Annotated in this window: 16 protein-coding genes; 6 read left to right on the top strand and 10 right to left on the bottom strand. The window is 43.0% G+C overall.

The genetic code is table 11. The annotated features are described in order from the left end of the window. Positions 1–13 precede the first annotated feature (13 nt). Positions 14–397, bottom strand: coding sequence for a hypothetical protein (locus L1D50_RS14695; RefSeq protein WP_235956718.1), 384 nt, complete (start codon positions 395–397; stop codon positions 14–16). Between the two features lie 152 nt (positions 398–549). Between L1D50_RS14695 and L1D50_RS14690 the strand changes: the two genes are divergently transcribed. Further along, complete coding sequence (locus tag L1D50_RS14690) at positions 550–1,158, top strand: outer membrane beta-barrel protein (protein ID WP_138523762.1); 609 nt, start codon at positions 550–552, stop codon at positions 1,156–1,158. A 13-nt stretch (positions 1,159–1,171) separates the two neighbouring features. Here L1D50_RS14690 and L1D50_RS14685 read toward each other — a convergent pair whose 3' ends face one another. After that, a complete protein-coding gene (locus tag L1D50_RS14685; RefSeq protein WP_138523760.1) occupies positions 1,172–2,092 on the bottom strand; it encodes a LysR family transcriptional regulator in 921 nt (306 codons plus the stop codon). Between the two features lie 119 nt (positions 2,093–2,211). Here L1D50_RS14685 and L1D50_RS14680 point away from each other — a divergent pair, with 119 nt between their 5' ends. Continuing rightward, positions 2,212–2,841, top strand: coding sequence for a LysE family translocator (locus tag L1D50_RS14680; RefSeq protein ID WP_239966290.1), 630 nt, complete (start codon positions 2,212–2,214; stop codon positions 2,839–2,841). 68 nt (positions 2,842–2,909) lie between these two features. Here the strand turns inward: L1D50_RS14680 and L1D50_RS14675 are convergent, their stop codons facing one another. Then, positions 2,910–3,944: an MBL fold metallo-hydrolase gene (locus L1D50_RS14675; RefSeq protein ID WP_128725779.1), complete on the bottom strand. Its 1,035-nt coding sequence runs from the start codon at positions 3,942–3,944 to the stop codon at positions 2,910–2,912. Between the two features lie 198 nt (positions 3,945–4,142). Between L1D50_RS14675 and L1D50_RS14670 the strand changes: the two genes are divergently transcribed. Together L1D50_RS14670 and L1D50_RS14665 are read left to right on the top strand one after the other, a co-directional pair. Continuing rightward, positions 4,143–4,736 carry a TetR/AcrR family transcriptional regulator gene (locus L1D50_RS14670; RefSeq protein ID WP_128725780.1) on the top strand — a complete coding sequence of 198 codons (594 nt, stop codon included), beginning with the start codon at positions 4,143–4,145 and terminating at the stop codon, positions 4,734–4,736. Between the two features lie 140 nt (positions 4,737–4,876). Further along, positions 4,877–5,587 carry a DUF4336 domain-containing protein gene (locus tag L1D50_RS14665; RefSeq protein WP_128725781.1) on the top strand — a complete coding sequence of 237 codons (711 nt, stop codon included), beginning with the start codon at positions 4,877–4,879 and terminating at the stop codon, positions 5,585–5,587. Between the two features lie 129 nt (positions 5,588–5,716). On the opposite strand, the gene L1D50_RS14660 is transcribed toward L1D50_RS14665, so the two are convergent. After that, on the bottom strand, positions 5,717–7,273 hold the full coding sequence (locus L1D50_RS14660) for an AbgT family transporter (RefSeq protein WP_128725782.1): 1,557 nt from the start codon (positions 7,271–7,273) through the stop codon (positions 5,717–5,719). 185 nt (positions 7,274–7,458) lie between these two features. Between L1D50_RS14660 and L1D50_RS14655 the strand changes: the two genes are divergently transcribed. Both L1D50_RS14655 and L1D50_RS14650 read left to right on the top strand, forming a co-directional pair. After that, positions 7,459–8,322, top strand: a complete 864-nt coding sequence (locus L1D50_RS14655) for an HDOD domain-containing protein (protein WP_128725783.1) — start codon at positions 7,459–7,461, stop codon at positions 8,320–8,322. 120 nt (positions 8,323–8,442) lie between these two features. Continuing rightward, entirely contained in the window at positions 8,443–9,675 is a 1,233-nt protein-coding gene (locus L1D50_RS14650) for a divalent metal cation transporter (protein WP_128725784.1), read from the top strand. 69 nt (positions 9,676–9,744) lie between these two features. Here L1D50_RS14650 and L1D50_RS14645 read toward each other — a convergent pair whose 3' ends face one another. From L1D50_RS14645 to fadI, 6 genes are all read right to left on the bottom strand, one after another. Continuing rightward, a complete protein-coding gene (locus tag L1D50_RS14645; protein WP_010377735.1) occupies positions 9,745–10,020 on the bottom strand; it encodes a YfcL family protein in 276 nt (91 codons plus the stop codon). 13 nt (positions 10,021–10,033) lie between these two features. Continuing rightward, positions 10,034–11,155, bottom strand: a complete 1,122-nt coding sequence (locus tag L1D50_RS14640) for an ATP-NAD kinase family protein (protein WP_239966289.1) — start codon at positions 11,153–11,155, stop codon at positions 10,034–10,036. Further along, positions 11,145–11,711 carry an elongation factor P hydroxylase gene (locus tag L1D50_RS14635; protein WP_239966288.1) on the bottom strand — a complete coding sequence of 189 codons (567 nt, stop codon included), beginning with the start codon at positions 11,709–11,711 and terminating at the stop codon, positions 11,145–11,147. Before L1D50_RS14635 ends, L1D50_RS14640 begins: the two co-directional genes overlap by 11 nt. 76 nt (positions 11,712–11,787) lie before the next feature. Then, complete coding sequence (locus L1D50_RS14630) at positions 11,788–13,320, bottom strand: sensor domain-containing diguanylate cyclase (RefSeq protein WP_128725787.1); 1,533 nt, start codon at positions 13,318–13,320, stop codon at positions 11,788–11,790. Between the two features lie 213 nt (positions 13,321–13,533). Continuing rightward, a complete protein-coding gene (fadJ, locus tag L1D50_RS14625) occupies positions 13,534–15,636 on the bottom strand; it encodes a fatty acid oxidation complex subunit alpha FadJ (RefSeq protein WP_138583706.1) in 2,103 nt (700 codons plus the stop codon). Then, entirely contained in the window at positions 15,636–16,946 is a 1,311-nt protein-coding gene (gene fadI, locus L1D50_RS14620) for an acetyl-CoA C-acyltransferase FadI (RefSeq protein WP_010377724.1), read from the bottom strand. The genes fadJ and fadI overlap by 1 nt, the downstream gene beginning before the upstream one ends. Positions 16,947–17,106 lie beyond the last annotated feature (160 nt).

The following is a 17,106-nucleotide window of genomic DNA, read 5'->3' as shown; positions in this document are numbered from 1 at the left end:
ATCTGCCCTGAGGTTAAGCAAGTATTGGGGGTTTATAAAGAGAACGAGGGTAGTCACTAAGCTGACCGCTTATGAAACTCAATTTATCATTATTCAGTACAATAGGCGCTATCCATTCTCTTGGAGAAAACGCTGCAAGATTTGTGGAGCACATATGTGTGGGGCAAGTACAATCGCTGCATTGTGCTGCGCTCTGAGGGTCACAACAATCCATCTCCATCACCATTTCATGATGATGAGAGCCTGCCAGTTGCAAATTACTTTGAAGCATACTTTGATTTATTTCATGACTTGTAGCGCCATGCATTTCACATCCAACCATAGAGCCAGCCTCGTTTTGACCACTAAGTGTAGCCACCACGAACAATGTGATAAGTAAACGTAAGAATACTTGCAAAGTACTTTCCAAATCAAACAGACGGCTAAATAATAAAAACCTAGCCCAAAAAATGCAAGTAAATCATCCCTACCTCGTTATTATTTTCTTTCATCATTGGTATACTCGGTTTCAGATCTAAAAAATTATTCCAACTCAAGGATATAGACTTTATGAAATCAGCTTCATTAGCGACTATCTTGGCGTTAGTTGTTTCTAGCAACGTCAGTGCCGCAGATTACGGAGATTTTGGTGTTTCAATATACGGTGGTAAAACGTACAGTAATGATATCGAAACTTCTCGCCACCAGACATACGAATTAGAAGATGACTCGCATTTGGGAGTAAGTGTAGACAAGTACATATCCAAAGGTCGTTATGGATTTTACTATGGTAAAACAGAGACTCAGCTTACTGCGTACCCACTAAATAAAGTGGAAATGGAATACCTACTATTTCAAAGCGCGGTAGTACGCCCTCTCACAGACAATTTAGATATATACTTAGGTGCACAGCTTGGTGCAACTTTTGTTAATCCTAATTTTATCGACTCAGACACTTTCTTCGCTACTGGTTTATACACTGGTCTTGAATATAATATCGGTGCTGGCTTCCACCTGGGTACCGAAGTGCGTTGGATTGTAAGCTTTCTAAGCAATGATTCAAAAGTTACTTGTGATATTGACCCTGCGACTCAAAATACATGCAGCTGGCACTTCGATGATGAACAGTTGAGACAAGTTCAAGCAAGTGCCACATTGAGTTATCGGTTTTCACTCTAGCTAACAGAGACTATTAATAACAAGTCGTAGTGAGTCGCTGTACAATAAAATCAGCAAAAACACTCACCTTTGCAGGAATATGGCGAGTCGATGGATATAGCATCCACAGCTCGCCTGAATAATTCGTCTCGAAATCCCACTCAGGCAATACCTGTATCAACTCACCTGATGCTAAAGCATCTTTAGCGACAAATACAGGCAAGCTTGTGATCCCAAGCCCTTGCAGCGCAGCATCTAGCCTCACTCGAGTATGATTTGCTTTATAGCGCCCGCTAACTGGGGTTGTGTGTTTTTGTGTGCCTTTTCTGAATTGCCACTTAGCATCGGCATCCGTTTCTCCCAACGCAATACAGCTATGTTGTACTAATTCTTTGGGGTGGGTAGGAGCAAAATGAGCTGCAAGGTATTCTGGGGACGCCGCCAATATATGGTTTATTTTCATCACGCTTCGGCCTATCAAGCCTTGCGGTGGTTCGTTAGTAATTTTAAATAGAATGTCTATTTCATCTCGGATCAGGTCCAGTGCGTTATCATCTAACACCAAATGAACATCAATATTTGGAAATTCGCTTAAAAACACCATCACATTTGGATGAATTAGCGTATGTGCGACCGCTTTTGGCGCTGCGATTTTAACGACTCCTTGTGCAGTCTGATGATGACTTTCACAGAGCGAGATAACGTCTTTAGCGGCTTGTTCCAGCTGAGTACAGCGTTCATACACCGCTCTTCCTGTTTCACTCAGTCTTAAGCTGCGTGTGGTGCGCTGAAGTAAGCACACCCCCAATTGCTGTTCAAGGTGTTTTATGGCACGGCTCACCGATGACGGCGAGACACCTAACTGCCTAGCGCTCTCAGAAAAACTGCCAGTATTGACAACCGAAACAAAAATCGACATTTCTTGCAGTAGTTCAATATGTTTACTGGTTGTCATAGCACTCCCATTTGTGCGCTCCACGCAAAAGTTATTTCTATTTTTAGATTATTATCTTCTCATGNTGTGAATAGAAATACAATGCTCTTAACTATTCAACATAATATTGGGAGCGGAATATGGTGCAGTATTGGCCAGAGTTTTTATCATTAGCCATCATTCATTTTGTCGCAGTGATCTTGCCGGGCCCCGACTTTGTTATTACAGTCAGGCAGAGCCTGAAATACGGCAGACTACACGGCGCAATAACAGCCTTGGGGATTGGCACTGGGCTTAGTGTTCATATTTTATATACCTTACTTGGTGTAGGGGCACTGATGCAGGCCTCACCTTGGGTTTTACAAATAGCTAAATTAATTGGCGCTGCATATCTTATATACATCGCCATTCAATTGCTTAAAAGTGCAGGAAAGATTCAACTAGAGACAGCAAATACTCAAGTTAAAGTAAGTTCACAATCACTAAAAAAAGCGTTCGGCCTAGGCTTTTTAACAAATGCAACCAATCCAAAAGCAACCTTATTTTTCTTAGCCGTGGTAACTAATGTCGTCAGTCAAGGAACTCCGTTACATGTTCAACTTTTTTACGGCGCTTGGATGTGCAGCGTAAATGCCTTGTGGTTTATCTGTGTCAGTTTATTATTTTCAGCTCCGCCTTCTCGTGCTTGGTTCATAAACAAAATGAACCTGGTTGAAAAGGCACTTGCTGTTTTGCTTATGGCCTTTTCATTAAGAATGTTGATTGCTTAACACCAGAATACTGAATAAGGGTGTATGCCTAATACGGTAGCCCTTATTCAATTACTACGATACCAATATTAAGGCACTAGCGTTTCCCACCAGCTGTGGCTTGGTAGCGTTTCTGAAAGTGTCAACACTTCACCTACAACAGGCGTTACCAACGTCACTTGATTTTGCTCAGCTGCAACTTTGACTCTAACGAGCGGGTCGAACCAAGAGTGAAAAGCTAAGTCAAAAGTACCATTATGAATGGGGATCATATGCGTTCCTCGTAAATCTATATGGGCCTGTACGCTTTGCTCTGGCGTCATGTGTATATCAGACCAATCTTTATCATAGGCGCCGGTTTCCACGAGCGTCAGATCAAATGGACCAAGTCTTTCACCTATTTCCTTAAATCCAGCAAAATAACCAGAGTCTCCACTAAAAAAGATATTTTTGTCTGCTGTGCGAATAGCCCACGCTCCCCAAAGGGTTTTATTTGCATCTCCAAGTCCACGTCCAGAAAAGTGTTGAGTAGGTGTAAAGGTGAGTGTTAACTCAGCGGTTTCTTCAAACTGCCACCAGTCAAACTGCTTTATTTTCTCGGCGGGAACTCCCCACTTTTGCAAATCACCTTCTACGCCCAAAGGGACATAAAATACCCCCACTCTATCTGCTAGTCGCTTTACACTTTCCTTATCTAGGTGGTCGTAATGGTTATGTGAAATCAACACCTTATCAATTTTAGGTAATGACTCAATGGTAATGGGTGGCTGATGAAAACGCTTTGGACCAATAAATGAAAAAGGTGATGCTCGTTCAGCAAAAACAGGGTCAATCAACAGATACTGCCCTTGCGCTTTTACTAGTACCGATGAATGTCCAAGCTTGATGACATGAGTTTGCGTTTCAGAAAGCGCCTTCAAATTCGCCTCGGTGAGCGCAGCCACTGGCATGTTAACCTTCGGCACCGCATTGACTTTCTGTTCGGTAAAAAAGCGCCAGAAAATTTCCAGTGTCTTACCTAAACTCGCTTTATTCGTTTCGTGAATATTATGAAACTTACCATTACTAAACTGAGTCGATGAATACCCACTTTGGTTTACCGCAGCATTTAAACTAGAAGCCATAATTCCTCCTCCCCCTATCAACAAGACTACAATCAATCCAAACCATATTCGTTTTTTCATATCACCACCAAAAGGTAAACTACACAGTGTAGTCTACACACCAAAAATAAAAAGTAAACTAAGTAGTGTAATATATTCTAGGTTTGCTAGAATGTAGGATATCAACATTTAGATATTCCCTTGTATGTAATAGAAAAAATGAAACAATCAGAGAGAAAAAGGCTGCAAATTCTGGAGGCTGCCCAGCAGTTATTTGCTCAAAATGGCGCTCAAAATACCAGTATGGATCTTATCGCAAAGCACGCAGAGGTGTCTAAACGAACTATCTATAATCACTTTGAGACTAAGGAGTTGCTGCTGTATAGTGTACTTGAACACATGCTGCTTCAAGTTGACCAAGGTGATATTTATCAATATCGATCTGATATCCCTGTTGCAAACCAATTACAAGAAATCGCTTCGCGGGAAGTCAGACTCCTCACCTCAGAACCATTTATCAAAGTAGCACGCGTGGCATTTATCGAATTATTACAAGACCCTACGTTGGCGGCACATTTCAATAATAGTAAAGTTGGCTGTATGCGTTATCTAGAAAAGTTTTTAGCCGATGCCGTTGCTAATAATGCACTTTGTATCGAACATAAAGCTTTCGCAGCACAACAGTTTTTATATCAACTTAAGTCTTTCATTTTTTATCCACGGCTATATGGGTTTGACCTCACAAACTTGGAAAAACCTGATTTTGTTGTAGAGCAAAGCGTTGCACTCTTTATGGCGAGATATGGGGCTTAACCTTACGTCCAAAAGCATTGATATAATAGGCCAACGCAATTAAGCAAATATATCTCATCCAAGCTTGTAGTTGATTATATTTCAAACAAAAAATTTCCCTGATATAGTTACATTAATTCTAAAGTGAGTAAGGAAATCAGATGAGCGAATTAATTTCTATTGGTCATAACATTTGGATCTACAACGGCCCAGCCGTACCATTTTTTGGTATGCCGTACACCACTCGAAGTACCATAATCAAGCTTTCTTCTGGCGAATTGTGGGTCCACTCTCCCGGAAAACTAACGGATGGACTGCTTTGTGAATTAACTCAACTTGGCGAAGTAAAATATCTAATTTCTCCAAATAAACTACACCATCTATTTATGGGTGATTGGCAGGAAAAGTTCCCAACGGCGACTCTGTTTGCTTCCCCAGGTGTCGACAAAAAACGCCCCGATCTTAAGTTTCATCGCCAGCTGGGCGACACTGCCGAGCCAGAGTGGCAAAATGATATTGACCAGCTGATCTTTAAAGGTAGCGCGGTAATGGAAGAAGTCGTTTTCTTCCATAAAAAAACTAGTACGTTAATTTTGACGGATTTGATTGAGAACTTTCATCCAAACCACTTCTCTGGATTTAAAAAGGTACTTGCGAAAATCACGGGGGTGATTAGCCCCAATGGTAAAACCCCAATAGACTGGCGAGCTTCATTTATATTCGGAAAGCAGCAGGCCCGAGCCTGTTTTTCAAAGATGGCTGATTGGCAACCTCAATATATTGTTATTGCTCATGGTGAATGCATTGAAAAGGCTGCTGAGGCGTTTTTACATCGCTCATTTTCTTGGCTGGGTATCAATAAAGCCGCGTAAGGTGTAGTACAAAATAACAAAATATAAAAAGCGCTGTTATTTCACTGAACAGCGCTTTTTATTACTTAATCTAAGGTTTGGATCAGGAGTTCATTATTTTAAGGATCCCCTGAAGTTACATTCCTCAAACTACATTCCAGCCGGATATGCATAACTCGCTTGTAGACCTAGCGGAACGCCAAGCATCCAGTAGATCAATAAGAAGATGCTCCAACCAATCAAAAAGGCAATCGAGTAAGGCAACATCATCGCTATCAATGTACCTATCCCTGTAGACTTAACGTATTTCTGGCAGTAAACCACAACTAGCGGGAAGTAAGGCATAAGTGGAGTGATGATATTTGAGCCAGAATCACCAACGCGATAAGCCGCTTGTGTCAAATCGGGTGAGATACCCAATTGCATTAACATTGGAACAAAAATTGGCCCCAATAACGCCCACTTTGCAGAGCTTGACCCCACAAATAGGTTTACAAATGCCGTGAGAAAGATGATACCAATCACTGTAACATAGCTTGGAAGCGCCAAAGCTTTTAATACTTGAGCACCTTCAATGGCAAGCAGTGCCCCCAAGTTTGAGTGACTGAAAGCACTGATGAAAAGTGCACAGAAAAATGCCATAACAATATAGTAAGACATGCTATTCATAGCCTTAGTCATGGCATCAATCATGTCTTTTGAAGTTTTGAACGTTCCGACAACAAAACCGTACACCGCACCAGGGATCCAAAACAGGAGAAAAATAAGTGGTACAATAGATTGCATTAACGGCGCACTAAAGTCAGTTAAAGCACCTGACGGGCTGCGTAGTGCTGAGTCTTCGCCGCTTGATGCATAAACCAATAACGCGATACCTGCTAACATCACCGTTGACGCTACCACAAAGCCTTTTTTTTCTTTACTGGTGATCTCATCGAATGAAGGCAAGCTATCTGTATCACCGTCAACTTCTGTCGCCTTTAGTCTTGGCTCAATGATTTTATCAGTGATATACCAACCTAAAAGTACAATGAATAGACTCGATGCCGAAGTGAAAAACCAGTTATTTAGTGGGTTAATCGCAATTTCTGGATCGATGATCTGTGCCGCACTTTGGGTAAAGCTTTGTAGTAACGGATCGATACCTGAAGGAATAAAGTTCGCACTAAATCCACCGCTTACGCCAGCAAATGCCGCTGCAATACCCGCAAGAGGATGTCTTCCCATCGCATAGAAAATAACACCAGCAAGTGGGATAACTAACACATACCCAGCATCTGTCGCCGTGTGACTTACAATAGCGATAAGAATAATAGAAGGAGTTAGTAGTGCCTGAGGCGTGCGTTTAAGCATGATTTTAAGGCCAGTATTTATATAGCCAGAATGTTCAGCGACACCCACACCTAGCATAGCAACTAGCACCACGCCTAATGGCGCAAACCCCGTGAAGGTTTTCACCATCGTCGCCATAAACCCAGCAAGCGCATTTGGGTCTAATAAATTGTGGACGACAATCGCCTGATTGGTTCTCGGATCGATAGCGCTAAATTCTACGCCTGAAAATAACCAAGATAATAGCCAGATCAGCAACATTGCTGATAAGAAAATGATTGCAGGATCGGGGAGTTTATTCCCCACCCGCTCTATCCCGTTAAGAAAACGGGTGATCGCAGAATTTTGCGAGTTCGCTTGTTGTGTTTCGTGCATACCATTGCCCTAAGAAAAAAATTGCTTAACCATAACTTAATATTTACATGTTAAGCAAGAAAACGTGCCCATTGACGATGCACTTTGCCGAATTAGTAATCGACTTGGTATTTTTGACCTCAAGTCAGTGTTCAATCAAGAATTTAAGCTATGCTTTTTATATACCCAGTATTAAGGATGTGTAGATGATAGATCTAGATGACAAAGTATTAGCTGACGTCAAACATGGTTTCAACTTACCGCCCAAGCCTGCCCTGATAAGCGAATTGCAAGCAGCACTTGCTACATCAGATCCCGATCTGAACGATATCGCTTCTATCATCGCTCATGATGTCAGTACCTCAGCTGCGGTGCTAAAAATAATCAACTCGCCCTTATACGGCTTGGCAAGAACAGTAACGGATGTAAAACAGGCTGTGGTTTTTCTTGGCCTAGATTCTGTCAGTACTTTGGTAACAGGCTTTTTGCTCAAACAAACCTTTCATCAACGCACATGCTGTATTAGTTTAGAGCGATTTTGGGATAACGCTTCAGACATCGCAGATAGCATCATGGTGATTGGCAATAAACTCAAATCACGTGTCCCTATCGAAAACTTGCACTTACTTGGTCTATTTCACGATGCGGGAATAGCTGCTATGGCGGTAAATTACCCAGATTATATGGAAACGCTCATTGCAGCCAACAAAGACTACGACAAGTTATTAGTAGACCACGAAGAAGAAAAATACGGAACCAACCATGCCATTATCGGCTACTTTCTTGCAGCCTCTTGGAATTTGCCACAGAGTATTTGTCAGATGATTTTATGCCACCATGACCCCGAATTTTTGAGTAGCTGCAAAGATGAAGAACAAAAGTTGGCCTTTGCTGCTTTAAAAATGGCGGAAAACTTTGTTCATATCAATAAGCGTTTTGTTGCGGCACCTGATTGGCATCTAATGAAGGCCGATGTGTTAAGAGTTTTGAATTTAGATGAAGACGATTACCAAGATATTAAAGAAGATTTAGAAGAGTACTTTCTAGAATTAGATGAAGTAGCGAATTAGCAGGCCTATAATTGCAATCTCGCACTACCTTTTGAGTTTGCTGTGACGTGGTATTGCGGCAATTCTTAAAACTTCGTAGACTGATTGGCAATAGAATAACAATAACTTAAGGAATTTACATTGCCAGCGCTGCTATCTCTTAAAGATAAATTTGCTATATTTGGACCTGGAATATTAATGGCAACTGCTGCGATAGGCGGCTCGCACCTCGTTTCATCCACTCAAGCAGGAGCACTGTTTGGTAGTCAGTTGATTTGGCTGGTTGTCGTCGTAAATTTGCTCAAGTATCCCTTTTTTAAATATGCTGTAGAGTACACAAGCCACTCTAAGCATACTGTTGTCGAAGGTTATCACGCGCATTACCGCTTTGGATTTAAAGTTTTTGTACTGCTCAATATTTTCGCTGCCATTGTAAATACCGCAGGAGTGCTATTACTTACTGCAAGCCTCTTAAGTTACTCGCTGCCATTTTCAATAGATACTGAACTGTTAAGCTTTATACTTTTAACAAGCTGCTTGGCAATTTTGCTAGTTGGGCACTACAAAATACTCGATGTAACGAGCAAATGGGTGATGATAATCTTGACCATTTCCACGCTCATGGCACTTGCTATTGCGGTTAACAATGGACCAGCTCACCCAGCCCCAACTAATCCGATTTCTCCCTACGACATTGCGCTACTAGGCTTTTTAGTTGCCTTAATGGGTTGGATGCCCGCACCAATCGAGATTTCAGCCATTAATTCCTCTTGGCTAAAAACAAAGATGGCTAAACAACCACTAACAAGTAGCCAAATTTTACTGGATTTCAAAGTAGGATATTTTGTAACGATGGGCCTGGCGGTCGTATTTTGCTTACTGGGTATGCTAATGCAATACGGCCAAGATAAACCCGTGGAGCTTGCTGGCGTCGCATTCTCACAGCAGCTGATTGATATGTATGCCAACACGATTGGTGAGTGGGCCCGATGGTTAATTGCCGGCGTCGCATTTTTGTGTATGTTTGGGACAACAATCACAGTGTTAGACGGCTATTCCCGAGTGCTCAATGAGTCACTTCAACTGTTGCGACCTAACACAACGAAAAAGAGTTACACGCTTATTCTGCTACTGCAAGCGACTCTCGGTATGGCCGTGGTGCTATTTTTTAAGGCCGACTTAAAAAGTATGCTGATGTTTGCCATGAGCTCAGCGTTTGTCACTACTCCTATCTTTGCTTGGATGAATTTAGGATTAGTGAAAGGTGAGATCTATCGCAGTCAACCAATTTATACTAAGGCTCTAACAGGACTGGGGCTGGTTTATTTAGTGGGCTTTGCGCTGTTATTTATATATTGGCGATTTTTGATGTAATGCCAAATGAGGCTGAGTAGCAGATGGAAATTAGACTTCTAGCACCTGCTACACTCGGCCGAGGTGCGGTTATTTTAGATTTTGCACCTGCTCCCAAATAGAGACCACATGTGCTTTGTCATCGTCATTTAGCTCTCCATTTCGGTATGCTTTTACTAGGCTGCTTTCAACTTTGGCATTTAACTCATCAATTGAAAGGTCCGCTTCCTCTACTTGTGCATAGCCTACCGCTAAGTCGAAGTGACCGCGTAAATAGCCGCCAGCAAACAGCTCATCGTCACTCGCTCTATCAACAAGCTCATCAAAAAACTGCTGCGCTTTCTCTACATATTCTACTAAAGACATATTTATTCCTAAATTATTCTTGATGGCCTATGGCATACATTACATGGTCATTGAATCCAGTGATCACCTTAATAAATCCAGCTAAGGACTCATCAAGTTGTTCGTCCCCGGTATCCGCAATTAAAGGACGACCATTTAAGGCCTTTAATTTCGATTTTGTGGCGATAAGGATAATATTATCTTTGCCGACTTTTTTAATGAGGTTAGGGCTTAGCTGCTGATTACCGCGGCCAAAAATATGTCCTTGACCACCAATTAATGTGATCACTAGCTTTGTTTTATCATCAGCAAGCGACAACAATTGCTGCGCGGTTTGATCTTGCGCGATCAGCGCTTGATCCCTTACAACATCAACACCGAGTAGCGTATTGTCAAGCCCCATCTCTTCCATCACAGCCGCAACGGTGGAACCAGACCCCATAATGTAGGTTTCATCTTCGTCCATCTCGGCAACTACATAGGCAGCGATATCAGCCAACACCAGTTCATCGCTTTCTTTGCCACCGTTTTTCACCGCTTGCACATATCTCAGTTCGGTCGGCACTTGCATTTCACCAAATCGCTTAGCGCGCACCGTACCTTCACGAAATGCAGCTTCATCGATGTCCATTACATCGGCTTCACCTATAGAGACAAGCTCTCCGGTAACCAAAAGTTCAACGACTCTACCAGCTGCTTTTGGCGTTATCGCGTATACCCCACTATGAATTTTGCACCCCGCCGGGATCCCAAGTACAGGACATGAATCACCCACGGCGTGGCAAATGTTACGGGCGGTACCATCGCCACCTGCAAACAAAATCAAATCGACACCGAGCTGCTGCATCATTTGCGCTGCCGTCTCAGTATCTTCAGGACGCGTTGCTGTGCTTTGACTGTGGTAAATCACTTGGGTGTTAAAACCCAGTTCTTTTGCCGTACGCTCCCCCATCTCACCGTTAACAGTAAATATTTCGATGTTTTCTTGATGTGGAAGCAGTTGTGTTAAAGCCGTTTTTGCTCGCTGATTAGCGCGAGGCTCTGCACCTAACGCCAATGCTTGTTGAGCTGTTTCTGCGCCATCGCTACCTTTTAGTGCAACGCTGCCACCAAGCCCAGCTAAAGGGTTGATGATAAGTCCAAGCTTAAATTGCATTGTTAAACTCCATGCTTAGCTCTGTCGGGATATCCCAGTTAAATTGCTGCAGGCATAAAGGCCAAGGCGTATTATAAAAATGACTTAATGCCTTGAGTAGTTGAGTCGTTCTGGTATTAAACCCGCTTTCTAATAACGCTAGCACTTGCTGATGAACCCGTTGTTGAAAGCTAAAACGGCAAGTTTGCTCACCGTTAAGGTTATCAACGGAAACATTAAATGAAAAACCAGCAGCGACGCTTAACACCCACTCAATAGCCTGCGGTTTCACTTCAACTTTTTCAAATTCGAGTTGCTGCGCTTTATCTCGTCCATCAGGACAATACCAGTAGCCGTAATCTTCGAGTTGCCGACGCGCTTCACCCGCAACAAGCCAATGTGCAATTTCATGCAAAGCACTGGCATAAAAGCCATGAGCAAAAATAATGCGATGATGAGGGTAAGATCCATTTGCAGGTAGATAGATAGGTTCGTCATCACCCACTACCAACTCAGTGTTGAGCGTGTGCAGGAATAGCCCATTAAAAACAGCAATGAGGTCTTCTATTTTATGCATCAACATCCGCCACAAGTCTAAACTGGGCGCAAATTGTAAGGTTTTTAGCGGCTAAAGTAAAAGATCTCGTCTTAGACTATGCCTTTTTGTCCAAAGAGCTGCGTGGCGCGATATAAAGCGAAGCACGATCTCGACCTCCGTTTTTCGACTCATAGAGGGCTAAGTCAGCTTCTTCAAAACATCGTTTGTGATTAAAGCTTTCACCGATAAGCTCGTATCCCGCCACGCCAATGCTGAATGTCAGTCCAAAACTGGTGAAGCGAGTAAATTCATGTACCAGTCGTTGTGCAAAGTTAAGCGCGGCATCTGGCCGAGTTTCAGGGCAGATAATCACAAATTCATCACCGCCCCATCGTCCAATATGATCGCTTGGGCGTGCTTGCTCACCTAGAAACTGTCCAACTTCTTTCAATGCATTATCACCATCTTGGTGTCCCGCGGTGTCATTTAATTGTTTAAAATGATCAACATCGATTACCAATAGCGATAGCGCTCGATGATAGCGAATGGCCCGCTGCACTTCTTCTTTCAATAGCGCTTCTATCTTTCTGCGATTCATAACCTGAGTTAAGAAGTCCAGTTCAGCACGGTTCTTCAATTCTTGCTCTTGACGTAAGTCTCGGATCACCGCAATAAAAACATCATTTTTAGAGACAGACACAGTGGATAACTCGATGTCCACTGGGATCTCCACTCCTGATTGGTGCCGCCCTAAAATTTTAAGTCCATCATGCGTCACTCGGCGCATCGTAGAAGTGCTTAGGAATTTCTCTGTGTCCACGACGTGTCTACCGGTACACCGCTCCGGAACGAGGTCTTCAAGCTGCATACCTAATAGCTCTTGAGGCTGATAGCCAAATAAATCAGTACAGGCCTTATTGACTTCTTTAAGCCTACCGTCTTTATCACAATATAAAATGGCATCGGGAGTAGAGTTGAATAACTTTCTTTTTTCGTTGATCAGTTTAACCACAAAAATGAGCGTAAAAATGTTTAAGCAAGCAAATAACAAGACTATTGGAAGCAACAACAACACACCGGTGTTACTCAATTCTTGGGTTTGATCGAGCTTTACCGTTTGGTTTTGCTTTGCAAGCGCAAATTTCTCTCCAATCGACTTACGCAAATAATTAAATGCAGCTTCAGCGTTCGTATCATCCACTTCCACTAAGCTGTCCACAACCTCAGAGCTCAACCTTCTCGATGTGAATTTTGACTTAGCAAGTGCGAGCATTTGTGTATATTTATCAAAAGTGTATTGAATAGCAGCTAATGCCTTTGTCTCTTGGCTGCTTAGCGCCGTACTTTGCAACTTCAGAATTGTTGTTTTGGTTGCTTCAACATCAGCTAAAGCTTGCTCGTAATAATTCTCATCTTGGCGCAGTACATAATTTTTGAAGTGATGAATAAAGCCGTTGTAGCCAAAGCTACGCTCCAGCTCAGATAACAATTCAGCACGTCTAATTGCAACTTCAGTCTCTGATTGCCATGACTGATGAAATGAAGAAATGGAGTGGTTTAACAAAGTAGACCAATAAACTAGACCACTGCTCACCAAAATAGTAAAAATAACTAATCCAATAATCTGCAAAAAAATACGTCTATTCATCTACTCTACTGTCCCAATTCAGCAAATCCTAGCGAGCAGTAAGCAAAAGAAGAAATTAAAGTCCGTCTAGGTGCTGTAGAATCCATGTCGATAATATAAAAGTTACATGCTATTACAGCGATTAAGTCTAGACTAGAGAACGAAAAAAGCCGCATTACAGCGGCTTACAGATAGGATATTTTCACTAACGAGTATTAAGATACATTGGCATCATTACTCGTAATAAGCTTTGCCTTCTTCGGCCATTGCAAGTAGCGGCTCCGCAGGCGTAAACACAGGGTTGTCAGCTGCGTATGTTGATAGCTCTGAACACACCTTATTGGCGCCTTTTTTGTCCATATAACTAAATGGACCGCCTAAGAATGGAGGGAAACCAATGCCAAAAATAGCACCAATATCGCCATCTCTTGCATTACGAATAATACCTTCATCAAGACAGCGCGCAGCCTCATTGAGCATCTGTGCAACGCAGCGGTTCGCAATTTCTTGTTTATTCAATTTAGGAGAAGGCGTGACACCGAGTAACTCATAGACTGACTCGTCCACTTGCTTGCCTTTTTTACCTTCATAGGTGTAGAAACCACGACCAGATTTGCGACCTAGACGTTTGCTATCTATCATACGTGCAAAAGCATCCGGCGCCTTAAAGCGAGCACCTAATTCTTTTTCTAGGATTGGCGCTATCTTAGAACCAATGTCTACACCTACTTCATCAAGAAGCGCAAGAGGACCAACAGGGAAACCAAACTCAACCAAGGCTTGATCGATTTTTTCTATCGGCTCACCGGCAAGCAAAAGATTTGCCGCTTCGTTGACATAAGGTGCCAGAATACGGTTTACGTAAAAACCAGCTTTGTCTTTTACGACGATTGGGGTTTTACCCTGCTTACGGGCAAAAGCCACAGTGCGCGCAATAACCTCATCACTGGTGGTGTCGTGCGGAATGATCTCCACCAGTGGCATTTTTTCTACTGGTGAGAAATAATGCAAACCAATTACGTTTTCAGGACGCGTCGCTTTTGCGGCGATTTGGCCGATTGGTAATGATGACGTATTACTTGCAAATATTGTACTTTCACTACATTCGCGTTCAATATCCGCCACCATCGACTGTTTAAGGTCTAGGTCTTCAAATACGGCTTCAATGACCATGTCTGTGTGTTTAAAACCAGAGTAATCTGTTGTCCCCGTGATCATATTCAAAGTTGACTGCATCTCTGCCTTTGAAATAATACGACGCTTTTGGCGTTGCGTTAGGATCTTATAGCTGTAATTTAATGCGTTGCTAATGCCCTGATGCGCAACATCTTTAATACGTACCGGAGTGCCTGCTTTAACCGCACTAACATGGGTAATACCCGCGCCCATTAAGCCACCACCTAGCACTGCAACACGCTTCACAGGAGCAAGATCTTCACCTTGGAAATCCTTTTTCATTTCCGTTGTCGCAAAGAAAATTCCACGTAACGAGCGCGATACTTCTGACATCACTAAATCAGCAAAACCCTCAGCTTCGGTTTTATAACCTTTAAGCTTGTCTAGCTCTACAGATGCGCGTACCGCTTTAATGATAGCGATTGGCGCTGGATAGTGACCACCCGTTTTTTTCTCAACATTTTCTTGTGCTTTTTTGAAAATGATATTACGTCCGAACGGGTTAGACTCTAGCAACTGGCTAACTTTGTCCAATTTCGGTTTGCGAGGCTTAGGCTTACCTTTTCTAGCAAGCTTCACCGCTACGTCGAGCAAAATACTGTGCGGCACGGAATCGTCAACTAGGCCCGCTTTTTTCGCTTGTTTAGGTCGAACTTGCTTACCAGTTAGCATCCATTCAAGTGCTTTTTGAATACCAACTAATTTCGGTAGGCGCTGTGTACCACCACCGCCTGGCAATAGACCAAGCTGTACTTCAGGAAGACCCAGTTTAGTCTTGCTGTCTTCACTACATACACGATAATCACAAGCCAGCGCAAACTCTAAACCACCACCAAGCGCTACGCCGTGGATCGCCGCAACAGTTGGGAATGGTAAATCTGCCAATTTAAAGAAGGTTTTATGGCACATTTCCGAAATCGCTAACGCATCTTCGCGGGTTTTAGCGCTATCCAGCATTTTAATGTCTGCACCAGCGATAAAGTTATCGTCTTTACCACTGATAAAAACCATACCCGTTACATCATCTTGTTTACTCTTTGCGATGATCTCTAATAATTCATCAGCAAATGTATCACGTAGGGTGTTCATCTTTTCGCCCGGTACGTCGATTGTAACGATGGCGACTTTATGGTCGTTTAATTCATAAGAAAATACTGACATTATGCGCTCTCCAATACGAATGCTGCTCCAAGACCACCTGCAGCGCAGGCAGTTGTCAATGCAAGACCACCGCCACGGCGCTTAAGCTCATGTAGGCTTTGCGTGATCAAGCGTGCGCCAGTTGCGGCGAATGGGTGACCATATGCAAGTGAGCCACCAAGCACGTTAAACTTATCCATGTCGATTTCGCCAATTGCTTTACTGCGACCAAGTTTTTCTTGCGCGAATTTGTCTGAGCCAAACATTTTCATATTGGACAGCGCTTGCGCTGCGAAAGCTTCATGCATTTCTATCAGGTCAAGATCAGCAAGTGTAATACCCGCTCGGTCAAGTGCTATAGGCGTTGAATGTGCAGGACCCATCAACATATCTTCGTGTACGCCGATTGCAGAGAAGGCGAAACTACGCACATAACCTAAGATATCGTAGCCAAGCGCTTTGGCTTTGCTTTCGCTCATCATTAATACTGCCGCTGCACCATCGGTCAGTGGCGTTGCATTTGCTGCTGTTACTGAGCCGTGCTGTCTGTCAAATACAGGCTTTAACTTGGCGTAGCTTTCCAATGAGGAGTTTTCACGGATGTTGTTATCTTTATCAATAAAGCTTTTGTATGGCTCAACATGGGCAGCCATCACTTCATTGTTTAATAAGCCTTCTGACCATGCTTTTGCGGCTAAGGTATGTGAGCGGTGCGCCATCGCATCTTGATCTGCACGGCTGATCCCGTGAGTCTTAGCCATTTGCTCAGCGGTTTGCCCCATTGATAAGCCTGTCGAATATTCCGCAACTGCAGGTGGCACTGGCAGTAAATCTTTGAGTCTTAGCTTTGAGAAAATCTGTAAACGTTGCTTAAGCGTACGTGCTTTGTTCAAGTCAACAAGGCTACCTGCAAGCTTTTTGCTCACGCCAATCGGTAACACTGATGAAGAGTCCGCACCACCAGCAACACCAACACTCACTTGGCCCGAAATAATGCTCTCTGCAACGTTAGCAATCGCTTGGAAACTGGTTGCGCATGCACGTGATACAGAGTAAGCGTCAACAGAAACTGGCATGCCAGTGCCAAGCACGATTTCACGCGCAATGTTAGGTGCTTCCGGCATTTGTACAACTTGGCCGAATACCAGTTGGTCGATTTCTTTACGATCGAAATTTAAACGCTCAAGCATCTCGTTGACGACGATTTTACCTAAGTCTAGGGCTGGAACGTGATGAAAAGCGGTAGCTTGCTTTGCGAATGGCGTACGCAGGCCGCTCACGATAGCGATTCGGTCGCCTTTTGATGTTTTTAGTATGTTTTGTTCAGACATGAATTTTGCTCTCCCGCTGACAGGTCTGACCTGTTAATTTCCTTCGATTCTAAACAACCAAATCGCAGTTGCCAATAGCAAAGCACGAAATGGCTGCTTTTTAAACCGTGAAAATCAACTTTAGATGTATTTTTAGTCGATCTCAAAGTATTTGAAATTG

It is taken from the genome of Pseudoalteromonas sp. Isolate6, assembly GCF_022398435.1.
Taxonomy (GTDB): Bacteria; Pseudomonadota; Gammaproteobacteria; order Enterobacterales; family Alteromonadaceae; genus Pseudoalteromonas; species Pseudoalteromonas galatheae.
The sequence above is the reverse complement of the archived record's forward strand: the minus strand, read 5'-3'. Positions and strand labels throughout refer to the sequence as shown.

Excerpts from the sequence above, each read along its gene's own strand:
- L1D50_RS14690 (WP_138523762.1), top strand. The coding sequence starts at position 550 with ATGAAATCAGCTTCATTAGCGACTATCTTGGCGTTAGTTGTTTCTAGC.
- L1D50_RS14685 (WP_138523760.1), bottom strand. The coding sequence starts at position 2,092 with ATGACAACCAGTAAACATATTGAACTACTGCAAGAAATGTCGATTTTT.
- L1D50_RS14680 (WP_239966290.1), top strand. The coding sequence starts at position 2,212 with ATGGTGCAGTATTGGCCAGAGTTTTTATCATTAGCCATCATTCATTTT.
- L1D50_RS14675 (WP_128725779.1), bottom strand. The coding sequence starts at position 3,944 with ATGGCTTCTAGTTTAAATGCTGCGGTAAACCAAAGTGGGTATTCATCG.
- L1D50_RS14670 (WP_128725780.1), top strand. The coding sequence starts at position 4,143 with ATGAAACAATCAGAGAGAAAAAGGCTGCAAATTCTGGAGGCTGCCCAG.
- L1D50_RS14665 (WP_128725781.1), top strand. The coding sequence starts at position 4,877 with ATGAGCGAATTAATTTCTATTGGTCATAACATTTGGATCTACAACGGC.
- L1D50_RS14660 (WP_128725782.1), bottom strand. The coding sequence starts at position 7,273 with ATGCACGAAACACAACAAGCGAACTCGCAAAATTCTGCGATCACCCGT.
- L1D50_RS14655 (WP_128725783.1), top strand. The coding sequence starts at position 7,459 with ATGATAGATCTAGATGACAAAGTATTAGCTGACGTCAAACATGGTTTC.
- L1D50_RS14645 (WP_010377735.1), bottom strand. The coding sequence starts at position 10,020 with ATGTCTTTAGTAGAATATGTAGAGAAAGCGCAGCAGTTTTTTGATGAG.
- L1D50_RS14640 (WP_239966289.1), bottom strand. The coding sequence starts at position 11,155 with ATGCAATTTAAGCTTGGACTTATCATCAACCCTTTAGCTGGGCTTGGT.
- L1D50_RS14635 (WP_239966288.1), bottom strand. The coding sequence starts at position 11,711 with ATGCATAAAATAGAAGACCTCATTGCTGTTTTTAATGGGCTATTCCTG.
- L1D50_RS14630 (WP_128725787.1), bottom strand. The coding sequence starts at position 13,320 with ATGAATAGACGTATTTTTTTGCAGATTATTGGATTAGTTATTTTTACT.
- fadJ (WP_138583706.1), bottom strand. The coding sequence starts at position 15,636 with ATGTCAGTATTTTCTTATGAATTAAACGACCATAAAGTCGCCATCGTT.
- fadI (WP_010377724.1), bottom strand. The coding sequence starts at position 16,946 with ATGTCTGAACAAAACATACTAAAAACATCAAAAGGCGACCGAATCGCT.